Here is a 13,089-nt window from a genome sequence, read left to right on the forward strand (position 1 = left end):
AACGCGAGGCGACGACCGAGGGAGTGGCGATGGCCGAACCCGCGCGACCCACAATTCCGCAGCCGGTGTTGAGCCCTCTGACGGCCGCGGCGATCTTCCTGGTGGTCACCGTGGACCCAGGTCGCGAACCGATCGCCCGGGACCTGTTGGCCGACCTGTCGGGGTTACAGCGGGGCGTCGGCTTCGGGATGCCCGAGGGCAGGCTGAGCTGCGTCGCCGGGGTGGGTTCGCAGGCGTGGGATCGGCTCTTCAGCGGGCCGCGACCCGCCGAACTGCATCCGTTCCGAGAACTGACCGGGCCCCGGTACCACGCCGTGTCCACCCCGGGCGACCTGCTCTTCCACATCCGGGCCATGCGGCTCGACCTGTGCTTCGGGCTCGCCAGCCAGATCATGGACCGCCTGCGCGGGGCGGTGACGGTGCGTGACGAAGTGCATGGTTTCAAGTACTTCGACATCCGCGACCTGCTCGGTTTCATGGACGGCACCGAGAACCCCGTCGGGCCAGCGGCCAGCGCGGCGGTGCTGGTCGGCGACGAGGATCCGGACTTCACCGGCGGCAGCTACATCATCGTGCAGAAGTACCTGCACGACCTGGACGCCTGGAACGCCCTTTCGACCGAGGCGCAGGAGAACGTCATCGGCCGCACCAAGCTGACCAACATCGAACTGGACGACGCCGTGAAGCCCGCCGATTCGCACGTCGCCCTGACCTCGATCACCGACCCCGACGGCACCAAACGGGAGATACTCCGGGACAACATGCCCTTCGGCAGCGTCGGTCGAGGTGAGTTCGGCACCTATTTCATCGGGTACGCGCGCACGCCGGAGGTGACCGAGAAGATGCTGCGCAACATGTTCCTGGGGGATCCCCCGGCACGCCACGACCGCATCCTGGACTTCTCCACGGCCGTGACCGGAACGCTGTTCTTCGCGCCGAACGCCGATTTCCTCGACAACCTCCCTGATCCACCCAAGACCGGAACCGACGCGGCCGAACCGGCTCGGCACATCCAGGCCCTGCCCGACGGCTGCCTGGGAATCGGCGACCTGAACGGGAGGGCAGCCCGATGAACAACCTGCACCGCGAACTGGCCCCCATCTCGGACGCCGCCTGGGCCGACCTGGAGAACGAGGCGCGACGCACCTTCGCCCGCCACTCGGCCGCACGCCGCCTCGTCGACGTGCCCGAGCCGGGCGGGCTCGAACTGGCCGCGGTCAACACCGGCCACCTGAACGCCGTCGACTCCCCCGCCGCGGATGTGGCGGCGCACGCTCGCCGCAGCCAGCCGATCGTCGAACTGCGGGTGCCCTTCACCGTCGATCGCCAGCAGGTCGACGACGTCGAACGCGGGGCCAAGGACGCCGACTGGCAACCGGTGAAGGACGGCGCGAAGGAGCTCGCGTTCGCCGAGGACCGCGCGGTGTTCGAGGGATGCACCGCCGCCGATATCACCGGCATGCGCGCCAGCTCTTCCAACCCCGAGCTGACCCTCCCGGCAGAAGTGCACAGGTACCCCGACGTCATCGGCGAAGCGCTGTCCACGCTCCGGCTGGCCGGAGTGGACGGCCCCTACGCGCTGGCGCTCAGCGCCGCCACCTACGCCGCCGTCAGCGAGATCTCCGACCACGGCTATCCGGTCTACCAGCACCTCGTCCAGTTGCTGGGCGATCAGATCATCTGGGCGCCTGCCATCAACGGAGCGTTCCTGCTGTCCACCCGTGGCGGTGACTTCGAACTACGCCTCGGCCAAGACGTCTCGATCGGCTACCTGTGGCACGACGCGACGAGCGTACGGCTGTACTTCCAGGAAACGCTGACATTCCTCGCGTACACCAGCGAAGCCGTGGTACCGCTGGCGGCAGCGCCCTGACTCGACGGATCTCCAAGCCCAGCACAACAGACCTAGCGCCCCTTGCGCAGGCTGGCCACCGCATGTCCTGCTGGTGCGATGGATGGCGGCAGGTTCCGACCGGCTCTGTCATCGGTCAGGGCCGTCGGTCAGGGCCGGACCATCTTCGCGACCTCCGTCTCCGCGAAGTCGCCGAGTCCGTCGAAGTCGGTCGAAACGCTGAGGTGGCGCCACTTCTCGTCTTCGGTGGCGCGCGCCGCGCGGATCTGCGGTGCGAGCCAGGCTGCGTCGGAGCCGAGCAGGAGCCGGACCGGCGGTTCGGGCTCGTCGGCCATTGCCACGATCAGTTCGGCGATCTTGACCGGGTCGCCCCGCTGCACGTCCGGATTCTGGTTGTAGGTGGCCACGAACCGGCCGACCGTGGGCCGGTACTCCGCGCGGATCTCGGTCTGTGGAAGCGGATCCTGCGACCACCCCGTGCGGACTCCGCCCAGTTCGACCAGGGTCGCTCGGATGCCCAGCGGCGCCACCTCACGGGCCAGGATCTCGGTGAACCCGCCCACGGCCCATTTCGACGTCTGGTAGGCGGCGATGCCGGGCTGTGCCCGGCGGCCGCCGATGGTCGAGATCTGGAAGATGTGCCCGCCTCGCTGGCCCCGCAGGACCGGTAGCACGGCGCGGGTGACGTTCACCACGCCGAACAGGTTGACCTCTATGTTCCGCCGGAATTCGGCTTCCGGCATGTCCTCAATGGACCCAACGCTGCGGTACCCGGCGTTGTTGACGACGACATCGAGCGAGCCGAATTCCTCCAGCGTCCTCGCCACGGCCGCTCGCGCGGCGCCCGCGTCGGTCACGTCCAACGGGTGGAACCGCAGCTGGTCACCGGCATCGCGCAGCACGGCGTCCAGGGCGCCGGGGGCGAGATCGGTCGCCATGACACGGTCGCCGGAATCGAGGAGGGCCCGGATCAGTTCCTGTCCGAGACCACCGGCCGCGCCGGTGATGAACCACGTTCTCGGCATGCTGTTCTCCTAGAGCAGTTTTTCGATGGTGATCGGCAGATCGCGAATCCGCTTGCCGGTGGCGTTGTAGACGGCGTTGCCGACCGCGGCCGCCACACCGACGATGCCGATTTCACCGGCCCCGCGCACACCGGCGGGATTGTGGTTCAGGTCGGGGTGGTCGAGGAGGTGCACGTCGATCGCCGGGATGTCGGCGTTCACGGGCACCAGGTACTCGGCGAGGTTGCCGTTGGCCAACCGTCCCGACTCTTCGATGTGCAGTCCTTCGTGCAGCGCGGCGGAGACGCCCCACACCACGCCACCGATGATCTGGCCGCGGGTGGTCTTGCGGTTGACCACCCGGCCCACGTCCATGACGCTGAGCAGTCGGGACACCCGCGTCTCGGCGGTCCACCGATTGACCCGCACCTCGCAGAACTGGGCTCCGAACGAGCAGAAGGCGTAGTCGTCGGCCTCGTCACCGGGACCCGCGGAGCCGACGGCGCTGATGCCGGGACTGCGCACGGTGCGCAGCAACTCGCCGAAGCCGAGGGTACGGCCGCCCGCCGTGAGACGGCCTTCGCCATAGCCGACGTCCTCGGCGCGCAGCCCGTGCAACGGCGAGGCGGGTTGCGTGATCGCCAGGTCGATCAGCTCCCGTTTCACCGCGTCGGCCGCGGCCATGATGGCCGGGCTCACGGAGGCGGTGCCGGTGCTCCCGCCGACGAAGCCAGCTGGTGCCAGCGTCGAATCCCCGATCCTCGCCGCCACCCGCTCAAGCGGGATGCCCAGCGCGTCGGCGCCGACGATCGCCACCACGGTCCACATGCCGGTCCCGATGTCCGCGGCGCTACCCGAGACTTCAGCGACATCGTCCGGCCGCAGTCGCACGGTCATCGACGCGGACCTCCGGTAGGTGGGGTGGATGGCGGTGGCCATCCCCATGCCCACGAGCCAGTCACCGTCCACGACCGACCCCGGCTCGGGGTTGCGGCGATCCCAGCCGAACCGTTGCGCACCGACGGCGTAGCACTCGTCGAGATGCTTGCTCGACCACGGCACGCCCCGTCCCTGGAAGATCGTGGCGTAGTTCTTCATGCGCAGCTCGATCGGATCGATGCCCAACTGGACCGCGAGTTCGTCGAACGCGGTCTCCAGGGCGAACGAGCCCGTGGCCTCGCCCGGGGCGCGCATGATCGAGGTCGGCGCCGTGTTCAGGGTCATGACCCGGTGCCGGATGCCGATGTTGTCCGCCGCGTACCAGCTGCGCGACGTGCGGTGGGCGGCTGCTTCGCCGCCCGGCAGGTCCACCAGCGGCGACCGGCTGGACCAGGAGTCGTGCCGCAGCGCGGTGAGCCTGCCGTCGGATTCCGCGCCCAGCCAGATCCGCTGTGCCGTGGCCGAACGCAGCATGGTGCCGGAGAACACCTGTTCCCGGGTGAGCACGACCTTGACGGGCCTGCCGAGGGCACGCGCGGCCGCCGCAGCGAGGTAGGTGTGCGCGCCGGTGAAGAACTTGCCGCCGAAGGAGCCGCCGGTGAACGGGCTGATCCCGTGGATGCGCGACTCGTCGAGGCCGAGGGCGGCGGCGAGGTCGGCGACCACGAGGCCGACTCCCTGGTTTCCCGTGTAGACGGTCAGCGTGCCGTCTTCCCAGCGGGCTACCGCGGAGTGCGGCTCCATCGCCGCGTGGCCCTGGAACGGTGTCGTGTAGCTGGCCGAGAAGATGTGCTCGCTCGCCGCTACAGCCTGCTCGATGGACTCCACACCGTCGGCGAGGAAGTCGAGCACGGCAGGTTGGAAGTCCCAGACCTCCGGAGTCTCGGCGGTGGCCACGCCCGCTTCGAACGAGGCGGCCACCGGGCGGTGCTCGTAGTCGACCTGGACCTTCGCGGCGGCGTCGCGGGCCTGTTCCAGGCTTTCGGCGACCACCAGGCCGATGATCTGGCCTTGGTGGCCGACTTCACGGTCCTGGAGGGGAAGCCACATCTGCCCCAGCGGCCCCGGTCCGGGGAGCAGCTTCAACGTGTCGAACGGTGTGTAGACCGCGAGCACTCCGTGAGCCGACAGCGCGCCGCTCACGTCCATCGCGCGGATTGCGGCGTTGCCCGTCGTGCTGACCACGGCGTGGCCGTAGACCAGGCCCGGGAAGTTGTGGTCGGAGCTGTACTTGGCGGCTCCGGTGACCTTGAGGGGGCCGTCCACCCTGCTGATGTCGCCGCCCATCGGGGAATCGGGCATGTCACAATCCTCCAGGCTCAGAAGCGCTCGGATCAGAATCCGCCGGGCCAGCGCGGGTTCGAACCCGTTGGCCGACAGCGGACGCGATGTTGCTTTGAACAGCGAATTCTCGACTCGGAAGCGGGCTACCAGGAGTCCCGTCCGCACTTACTCTACACTTGTAGACATGGTTGGCCACGATCCCGACGCGGCGCATGGCGCCCCACCCAAGCGCAAGCGCAACGCGGCGGCGACCCGCGAGGCGATCCTGCGGTCGGCACACGTCGCGTTCACGCGGCACGGCTACGACGGGGTGGGGGTGCGCGAGATCGCGCAGGCGGCCGGGGTAACCGCGATGCTGGTCAACCGGTACTTCGGGTCGAAGGAACAACTCTTCGCCGAGGTGGTGGACGTCGCCTTCGCGCCCCGCAGCGTCGTGACCGATGACCCCGCGACGCTGAGCCGGGACGTCGCCGAACTGCTGGTGGCCAAAACGGCACCGGAAGCCGAACAACTCGACCCGTACCTGCTGATGTTGCGCTCCGCCGGGAACCCGCGCTCCGCCGAGATCATCCGCGCTGGCATCGAACGGCACGTGGAACGCCACCTGACGGAAGTGCTGCCGGGGAAACGGCTCGCGGAGCGGGCCGAACTGTTCCTGTCCCTCATCGCCGGATTTTGGCTGATGCGGCGGATCCTCGGCACGCGCGGACTCCAGCGGGCGGATTCCGAGGACCTCGTCCGCTCGCTCGCCGCGATGTTCCAGCCGATGGTCGAACCCTGCCCCGGCGAATCAAGCACCTGCCACACCAGCGACCCGGTCGACCGATCCTGACCACCGCCCGGCGAGCGGTAATCACTTCGGTAGCGATCGTTTCGCTGATCGGCTCAGCACTCACTTCCCAGTGATCACTGAACACTGTGGACATAGTCATCGCGCCCGATCGATTCGTGTCCATTGTGGATTCTGATGTGCCCTGGCGCAGCGACTCGGCCGTCTGGCGAGATCGAGAGGTGCCGCGGCGCCCTCAGTGAACGGACCGGATGGTGCCGCCGTCGACGCGAATGGTGGCCCCGCTGACGTAATCGGCGTGCGGGCTGGCCAGGTATGCGACGGCCGCCGCGATCTCGCACGGCCGCCCGAACCGGCCGATGTCGTTGGGGACCCAGTCACGCACGGCCGCGCGCTCGATTTCCTCCCATGCCTCGCCCCAGCCGTGCGCAGGCGCGGCGTCCACCAGAAGTTCGCGGACGGAGTCCACCAGGATCGCGCCGGGCGCGACGACGTTGGACGTCACCCCGGTGTCCGCCAGTTCGCGGGCGAGCGAGACCGCGAGGTTGTGCCGAGCGGCCAATGACGCGTTGTAGTGCGGCTGAACCGCCATCGGCTGGATCGCCAGACCGCCGCCGATGGTGATCACCCGGCCCCACCGCCGCTTTCTCATCTCGGGCACGAGGCGTTGGATCATCCTGACCCCGGAGATCACGTTCACGTTGTAGGTTCGAGCCCAGATGTCGGGCGTGGCGTCTGGCCACGACACCTGGTCGTAGGCTCCCGCGTTGTTGACGAGGATGTCCACCACGCCGCCTGCCAGGACGGCCGCCGCCACGGCATCGGCACCGGAATCGGTGGACAGGTCGCCGATCGCGACGTCCGCCCGCCCTCCGTCGGCGCACACCGCCTCGGCCACGGCCTTCGCGCGCGTTTCGTCCCGGCCGTGGATCACCACAGCGGCGCCTTCGGCCGCCAGCATCCTGGCGGTCGCCTCCCCCAGCCCCTGAGTCGAGCCCGTCACCAGCGCCCGCTTGCCAGTCAGCTTCAAGTCCATCGGTATTGCCTCTCCATGCCCGCTTTCCCCCGCACTCGGGTTCAGCCTTAAGTATACCAGTGTAGACTTAAGGGCATGGGAACCAATCTTGATAACCTCACGGACGCGACCGGGAGCACGGCCACAGTCGTCCTCGGCCATTCCGACATTCGGATCCGACCCGTCGGACTCGGCTGCATGGGCATGTCGCAGTTCTACGGCGAGGCCGATCCCGCGGAGTCCGTTCGCACCATCCGGGCCGCCCTCGACCTCGGGGTCGACTTCCTGGACACCTCGGACATCTACGGCGCCGCCACCGCCGCACCCGGACAATCCAGCCTCGGCTTCGGCCACAACGAGGAGCTGCTCGGCACGGCGCTTGAGGGCAGGCGCGACGACGTGGTGCTGGCGACCAAGTTCTCGGCGAGGCCGATGCCGGACGGCACCGTGTTCGACGGCCGCCCGGAGTACGTCGCCGAGGCGTGCGACGCGAGCTTGCGACGCCTGGGCACCGACCGGATCGACCTGTACTACTACCACCGCCTCGACCCGAAGGTCCCCATCGAAGACACCGTCGGCGCCATGGCGGACCTCGTCGCGGCGGGAAAGGTGCGGGCCATCGGGCTGAGCAACGTGGCAGCGGACATCATCCGCCGGGCCGCCGCCGTGCACCCGATCTCCGCGTTGCAAAGCGAGTACTCCCTGTGGGAACGGGGAATCGAAGCCGACGTGGTGCCAGCCTGCCGCCAGCTGGGCATCACGCTCGTCCCCTACTGCCCGCTCGGTCGCGCCATGCTGACCGGCCGGATCACCCGAGACACGTCCTTCGGCGAGACCGATTTTCGTTCCACCGTGCCGAAATTCCAGGGCGAGAACTTCGACCACAACCTCTTCCTGGTGGAACAGCTGCGGAAGTTCGCTGCCGACAAGGGCTACCCGCCCGGCCAGGTGGCGCTGGCCTGGCTACTGGCCCAGCCGCTGGACGTGGCGCCGATCCCGGGCACGAAGCGGATCGCCCACGTGCGCGAGAACATCCAGGCCACCGCAGTCCCGCTCAGCGCCGACGACGTCGCACTGCTGTCCGCGACGTTCGATCCCGCGCTGGTCAAGGGCGAGCGGTACGCGACCACCTGATCCGACGCGCCACATTCGTTCGGTGTTCTGTCACAGAACGCCGGGGGCCGGTGTCTTGTGGGTGGCAGAGGGGTGCAACCACCCAACAATGACAAGGAGTCCACTATGGACGCTCGTTTGAACCTCCTCGGCAACCCGGTCGCGGCCAAGGCCCTGAAGGGCATCATCTCGGCGGGCAGGGTGGCCAGGGACTCGACGTTGCCAGCCGCGACGCGAGAGTTGGTGGCGCTGCGCGTCAGTCAGATCAATGGTTGCGGTGTGTGCGTCGACATGCACACCAAGGAGGCCGCACACGCCGGGGAGACCTCGGTGCGCCTGAACCTGGTCGCGGTCTGGCGGGAGGCCACGGTGTTCACCGAGGCCGAGCGCGCTGCCTTCGAGTTGGCGGAGCAGGGTACCCGCATCGCCGACGCGGCTGGTGGTGTCCCGGACGAGGTCTGGGCGAATGCCGCCAAGCACCACGACGAGGACCAGCTCACCGCCTTGGTGTTGCTCATCGCCGTCATGAACACCATGAACCGCCTGAGCGTCATCGTCCAGCAGCCCGCCGCCGGGGACTACCAGCCCGGCCAGCACGCCCAGTTCGGATAACGAGGAGTACTTGGTCGGGGCCGCTGGTGCCGTCTCGCACCAGCGGCAGTACCCCCTTCGCCGGGGCGTCCCGCCGTGCTGGCATCCGTTGTTGCGGGGCACGACGTTCGTGACTGCTCGGCGGCCGGACCGACGTGACGTGAGAAGTCAACGCTGTGGTCGCGGCGGCAACGGTCGGCGATGGGGCCCCGGCCTCAACGGCTCAAAGCGGTCTCGCACTCCACGCGCGACAGTTTCTCGGGATTGCGCACGGTGTAGAGCCCGGTGACGAGGCCGTCCTCGATCCGCACCGCCACCACGCTGTCGATCTCCCCACCCAGCCGCATGAGCAGAGCGGGGCAGCCATTGACCTGTACCGGCTCGACCGACAGCTCGTCGCCGACCATTTTCAAGCCGACGCCGAACAAGCGAGCCACCTTGTCGGCGCCCACGACGGGCCGCGGCACGGCCTGCTTGACTCCGCCACCGTCGGCCAAGGCGACGACGTCCGGCGCCAGGATGTCGACCAGGCTCTGCAGGTCGCCGGTCTCGATCGCCCGTTGGAACGCGTCCAGCACATTTCGCATATCGGCCGGGGAGACGACGTCGCGCGGTCGGCGCGCGGCGACGTGCGCCCGTGCCCGGTGCGCGATCTGGCGGACCGCGGCCGGACTCTTGTCGACGGCTTCCGCGATCTCGTCGTAGCCGAGATCGAACACCTCGCGCAGCACGAACACCGCCCGCTCGGTCGGCGCGAGGGTCTCCAACACCAGCAGCATCGCCATCGAGACGTTGTCGGCGAGCTCGACGTCCTCGGCCACGTCGGGCGCGGTCAGCAGCGGCTCGGGCAGCCAGGGGCCGACGTAGGACTCCTTGCGCCGGTCGAGGGTACGCATTCGGTTGAGCGCCTGGCGGGTGGTGATCCGCACCAGGTACGCACGCTGGTCCCGCACCGTGTCCAGATCGACGTCCGCCCACCGCAGCCAGGTCTCCTGCAGGACGTCCTCCGCGTCGGCGGCCGAGCCGAGCAGTTCGTAGGCGACCGTGAAGAGCAGGTTGCGGTGGGCGACGAACGCCTCAGTAGCGGGGTCCGGGCGGCCGTCCTCGCTCATGGGTGCCTCCTGTCTCGGCGGTTTGCCGGTGTCAACCACGAGACACCGGACCCCACCGAGTTGTGACAGCGCCGGTGCGTGACGCATGTCGCGCACCGACATATTGACCGGACTACGGCGCGACACACCTGCGTGTCGGCGGTGGTGACGAGAACTCTCCCGATATGAGTCGTGCAGCCGAGTTGGAGGAAGCTGCATGGTGCTACCGGTCGATCCCGAGCGCGAGATCGACACGCTGCTTCTGCCGCAGTGGGGACGCGTCGCGCCGGTACCCGATGCCGTCGTGTCGTTCGTCGTGCTGGACGACGAGGGCCGGCCGATCGATCCCGTGCGGCGGTTTCTGCGTGACTTCGTTGCCCGTGGACGCCGACAGGGCAGCGTCCACAGCTACGCCTACGCGCTGCTGCGGTGGTGGCGCTGGCTGATCGTGACCGAGGTTGAGTGGGACCAGGCGACGACCGGTACCAACCTCGGACGGTGCGGCACAGCAACGCGGTGTTGCGCGCGTTCTACGAGTTCTGGATCGACCGCAGCGAGGGTCCGCTGATCAATCCGGTGCCGCAGGAGCGGAAGAACGGGCGGCGCCCGAACCCGCACCACAACCCGCTGGAGCCGTTCCGGCCGCAGGGCAGGCTGCGCTACAACCCACCGGTCCCCAAACGCCGGCCGCGGGTGATCTCTGACCAGCGCTGGGCGGCATTGTTCGCGGCACTGCGATCGGACCGGGACCGCGCGATCGTCGCGATAGTGATCAGCAACGGTGCCCGTGCGGCCGAGCTGCTGGGCATCCGTCTCGCCGATGTGGACTGGGGCGATCAGCTGGTCCGGGTGCGCCGCAAAGGCACCGGCGCCGAGCAATGGCTTCCGGCCAGTGCGGAGGCCCTCGTCTGGCTACGCCTGTACCTGGATCAGCTCGGTGAGCTGGACGCGAGCGATCAAATCTGGTGGACCTTGCGCCGGCGGCGCCGAGCCGGCGGCCCACTGGGCCGACAGCCCCTGAACTACGACGCACTGCGAGCGGTGTTCCGACGGCTCAATGAGGCGCTGGGCACGAACTACACAGCACGACCTGCTGCGCAAAGCCCACCCGCCCACGGTCGTGACCGACGAGGACGCCGCCACCCTCGCCCGGGACTATCCGCAGCTGGTCGCCGGGCTCGGCCTGGATGACACGGTGATCACCGAGCTCGTCGGCGGACAACGCGATGTGTTCACCGCGGCCTGCGCCGACCAACTTTCCGGCCTGCACGGCCCGAAAAGGCAAACCCTGCCCGGCCCGGCCGTGGGTCTGCCTGCTCTGCCCGCTGGCGGTGTTCGCGCCCCGGCACGCGGCGAACCTGTTGCGGCTCAAGGCGTTCTTCTCCTGCCAGTGGCAGCAGATGCCCGCCGGCCAGTTCATGGCCGTGTTCGGCCCTTACTCCCAGCGGATCGGCGACGTGCTGGACCGTTTCGCCCCCGCCGTCGTGGCTCGTGCTTCTGCCCAGATCGGCGACCGTGATGACGAAGTTCCCCTGCGCCCGGAGGAGTCCACTCGATGACCACCGCATTCGGCTTCGGGCAACGCGGCTCAGTGTTCGCCGGCCTGGACATCTGTGATCAGGCTGGCTTGACACTGCCCGACGGGACACATCGGCCGGTGTTCGAGGACGTTTTCTGGGATTTCACCGCGGTGATCGGCTTGCCGAACCAGATGTCCAAGGTCAGCCGCCGGTTCGACTTCACCGCGATCACCAACCCTCGCTGGCAGGTGGTCGCCAAGGAGCAGATCACGGCCATGCTCGCCCCCAGGCATGAGGCGGTGATGCCCTTGCCACGCGCCTACCGGACTCCGCTGCACCTGCTGACCGCGGCCGCGCGCCTGGCCGAGCTGACCCGGTTCCTGAACTGGCTCACCGACCAGGGCGTCACCAGTCTTGGCGAGGTGGACGCCGACCGCTGCGAGGCATACCTTGCCCACCGGCGCTACCTGCTCGACGAGAACGGCCAAGTCGTCGGCGAACGCAGTCCCGCGACCCGCCGCGCCGCCGCCCAGACCGTCGTGGACCTCGTCAACCATCGAGAGCTGTTCAGCGGCGATCGCGTTCCCGAGGACCTACAGCCCTGGGGAGACGCCGCCCCGTCGGTCGTCGCCGAGATGCCCTGCGGCCACGGCCAGAACAAAACCCCCGCTACAAATGGTTCCGCAATTGGGTCAACGGGCCAGCCAGCCAGCGCCTCGGTCTGGCTCCCATCCCCGAAACCCCAGTCAGTCTTCGGGCTCTACGTCGCACGCTGGCGATCGAGCTGGCCTACCGTCCCGGGGGCCTGCTCGCCGCGAAACTGCACCTCAAGCACATCGTGACGGCAACAACGGAGGGATATGCGTCTCGACCGGGCGGGGCGCAAGCCGAGCTGTTGGCTGAGGTCAACAAGCACGAGACCGAGCGCAACCTGGATCTGGTCTGGGCTGAGTTCCGCAACTACCAGCAAGGCATCATGCCCGCTGGGCCAGGGGCTCACGAACTGACCGAGTTCTTCGCCCACATCGACGGCAAGCTCACCACCAGTGAGACGGGGCCGCCGAAAACCCAGCGCAGCGACCGGGAAGTGCTCAACCTGCTCACCAGACGCGCCCAGACACTGCACTTGGGCACGGCCAACTACTGCTGGTTCAGCGACCCGTCCCGGGCGCTCTGCCTGAAACTCGCCGGCACCCCGAACGCCGACCGGCCCCTGGCCGGTATGTGTGACTCCGCGCGCTGCCCGCAAGCCACCCACCACCCCTGTCACCGGCCGGTCTGGGCCGAGCACGCCGCGCAGACTAAGACTTTCCTCGGCAGCCTCGGACCCACCCGCAAGACCGAACGAGCCCGCCTGCAAGCCGATTTCAACCGAGCGCTGGGCGTCCTGGACGCAATCGACACCGCCATCAACCAGACCAAGGAATGACATGCGGATCACCGCAGCACAGCGCATTGCCAACGAAAACCGCATCCGCGCCGCCATCGACCGGCTCCTACGCGGTGAGATCCGATCCGGTGGCCGATGCGACATCAAAACCCTCGCCACCGAAGCCGGGACCGCACCGCCTTCTACGGCAACCGCCCCTACGCGCACCTCAGAGTAGAATTCGAACAACGCTTGCGCGCGATGCAACAGGCTGGCGACATCCCGGACCCCCGCGACGCGCAGATCTTGCGTCTCAAAGCCGACAACCGCGCACTCAGCGAGCGACTCGCCGAGGCCACCGGCACGATCGACGAACTCACCGACTTCCGCGCACAAGCCATCGCGCGCCTGGCCGCCCAACACGAGGAAATCACCCGCCTACGTCAGGCGGCTGACGACGCCAGAACATCGATCACACGCCTGCCGCGGCGAAACGCGGTCATCGGTCCCTGCTGAAGAGG

General features: G+C 68.4%; 15 protein-coding genes. 10 read left to right on the forward strand and 5 right to left on the reverse strand.

The window, feature by feature from the left end:
• Nucleotides 1–29 precede the first annotated feature (29 nt).
• Together ACTWQN_RS01515 and ACTWQN_RS01520 are read left to right on the forward strand one after the other, a co-directional pair.
• Nucleotides 30–1,073, forward strand: coding sequence for a Dyp-type peroxidase (locus ACTWQN_RS01515; RefSeq protein WP_443201456.1), 1,044 nt, complete (start codon nucleotides 30–32; stop codon nucleotides 1,071–1,073).
• Nucleotides 1,070–1,873, forward strand: a complete 804-nt coding sequence (locus ACTWQN_RS01520) for a family 1 encapsulin nanocompartment shell protein (RefSeq protein WP_443201457.1) — start codon at nucleotides 1,070–1,072, stop codon at nucleotides 1,871–1,873. The genes ACTWQN_RS01515 and ACTWQN_RS01520 overlap by 4 nt, the downstream gene beginning before the upstream one ends.
• A gap of 128 nt (nucleotides 1,874–2,001) precedes the next feature.
• Here ACTWQN_RS01520 and ACTWQN_RS01525 read toward each other — a convergent pair whose 3' ends face one another.
• The gene (locus ACTWQN_RS01525; protein WP_443201458.1) at nucleotides 2,002–2,877 is read right to left on the reverse strand and encodes an SDR family NAD(P)-dependent oxidoreductase; all 876 of its coding nucleotides are present in this window, start codon (nucleotides 2,875–2,877) and stop codon (nucleotides 2,002–2,004) included.
• A gap of 9 nt (nucleotides 2,878–2,886) precedes the next feature.
• A complete protein-coding gene (locus tag ACTWQN_RS01530) occupies nucleotides 2,887–5,097 on the reverse strand; it encodes a xanthine dehydrogenase family protein molybdopterin-binding subunit (RefSeq protein ID WP_443201459.1) in 2,211 nt (736 codons plus the stop codon).
• Between the two features lie 166 nt (nucleotides 5,098–5,263).
• Between ACTWQN_RS01530 and ACTWQN_RS01535 the strand changes: the two genes are divergently transcribed.
• The gene (locus ACTWQN_RS01535) at nucleotides 5,264–5,911 is read left to right on the forward strand and encodes a TetR/AcrR family transcriptional regulator (protein WP_443201460.1); all 648 of its coding nucleotides are present in this window, start codon (nucleotides 5,264–5,266) and stop codon (nucleotides 5,909–5,911) included.
• Nucleotides 5,912–6,104: 193 nt separating this feature from the next.
• Here the strand turns inward: ACTWQN_RS01535 and ACTWQN_RS01540 are convergent, their stop codons facing one another.
• Entirely contained in the window at nucleotides 6,105–6,905 is an 801-nt protein-coding gene (locus tag ACTWQN_RS01540; RefSeq protein WP_443201461.1) for an SDR family NAD(P)-dependent oxidoreductase, read from the reverse strand.
• 75 nt (nucleotides 6,906–6,980) lie between these two features.
• Between ACTWQN_RS01540 and ACTWQN_RS01545 the strand changes: the two genes are divergently transcribed.
• Both ACTWQN_RS01545 and ACTWQN_RS01550 read left to right on the forward strand, forming a co-directional pair.
• Nucleotides 6,981–8,018 (forward strand): aldo/keto reductase, encoded by a 1,038-nt coding sequence (locus ACTWQN_RS01545; RefSeq protein ID WP_443201462.1) that lies wholly within the window; start codon nucleotides 6,981–6,983, stop codon nucleotides 8,016–8,018.
• 105 nt (nucleotides 8,019–8,123) lie between these two features.
• Nucleotides 8,124–8,609, forward strand: coding sequence for a carboxymuconolactone decarboxylase family protein (locus tag ACTWQN_RS01550; protein WP_443201463.1), 486 nt, complete (start codon nucleotides 8,124–8,126; stop codon nucleotides 8,607–8,609).
• A gap of 194 nt (nucleotides 8,610–8,803) precedes the next feature.
• Here ACTWQN_RS01550 and ACTWQN_RS01555 read toward each other — a convergent pair whose 3' ends face one another.
• Together ACTWQN_RS01555 and ACTWQN_RS01560 are read right to left on the reverse strand one after the other, a co-directional pair.
• A complete protein-coding gene (locus ACTWQN_RS01555) occupies nucleotides 8,804–9,700 on the reverse strand; it encodes an RNA polymerase sigma-70 factor (protein WP_443201464.1) in 897 nt (298 codons plus the stop codon).
• A 202-nt stretch (nucleotides 9,701–9,902) separates the two neighbouring features.
• Nucleotides 9,903–10,085 carry a hypothetical protein gene (locus tag ACTWQN_RS01560; RefSeq protein ID WP_443201465.1) on the reverse strand — a complete coding sequence of 61 codons (183 nt, stop codon included), beginning with the start codon at nucleotides 10,083–10,085 and terminating at the stop codon, nucleotides 9,903–9,905.
• 92 nt (nucleotides 10,086–10,177) lie between these two features.
• Here ACTWQN_RS01560 and ACTWQN_RS01565 point away from each other — a divergent pair, with 92 nt between their 5' ends.
• From ACTWQN_RS01565 to ACTWQN_RS01585, 5 genes are all read left to right on the forward strand, one after another.
• Entirely contained in the window at nucleotides 10,178–10,870 is a 693-nt protein-coding gene (locus ACTWQN_RS01565; RefSeq protein ID WP_443201466.1) for a tyrosine-type recombinase/integrase, read from the forward strand.
• A gap of 35 nt (nucleotides 10,871–10,905) precedes the next feature.
• Nucleotides 10,906–11,238, forward strand: coding sequence for a hypothetical protein (locus tag ACTWQN_RS01570; protein WP_443201467.1), 333 nt, complete (start codon nucleotides 10,906–10,908; stop codon nucleotides 11,236–11,238).
• The gene (locus ACTWQN_RS01575) at nucleotides 11,235–12,041 is read left to right on the forward strand and encodes a hypothetical protein (RefSeq protein WP_443201468.1); all 807 of its coding nucleotides are present in this window, start codon (nucleotides 11,235–11,237) and stop codon (nucleotides 12,039–12,041) included. Before ACTWQN_RS01570 ends, ACTWQN_RS01575 begins: the two co-directional genes overlap by 4 nt.
• On the forward strand, nucleotides 12,038–12,628 hold the full coding sequence (locus tag ACTWQN_RS01580) for a hypothetical protein (protein WP_443201469.1): 591 nt from the start codon (nucleotides 12,038–12,040) through the stop codon (nucleotides 12,626–12,628). The genes ACTWQN_RS01575 and ACTWQN_RS01580 overlap by 4 nt, the downstream gene beginning before the upstream one ends.
• Before the next feature lie 201 nt (nucleotides 12,629–12,829).
• Entirely contained in the window at nucleotides 12,830–13,084 is a 255-nt protein-coding gene (locus ACTWQN_RS01585; protein WP_443201470.1) for a hypothetical protein, read from the forward strand.
• Nucleotides 13,085–13,089: the final 5 nt, after the last annotated feature.

Origin of the sequence: Saccharopolyspora antiqui (assembly GCF_052246905.1) — a bacterium.
GTDB lineage: Bacteria > Actinomycetota > Actinomycetes > Mycobacteriales > Pseudonocardiaceae > Saccharopolyspora.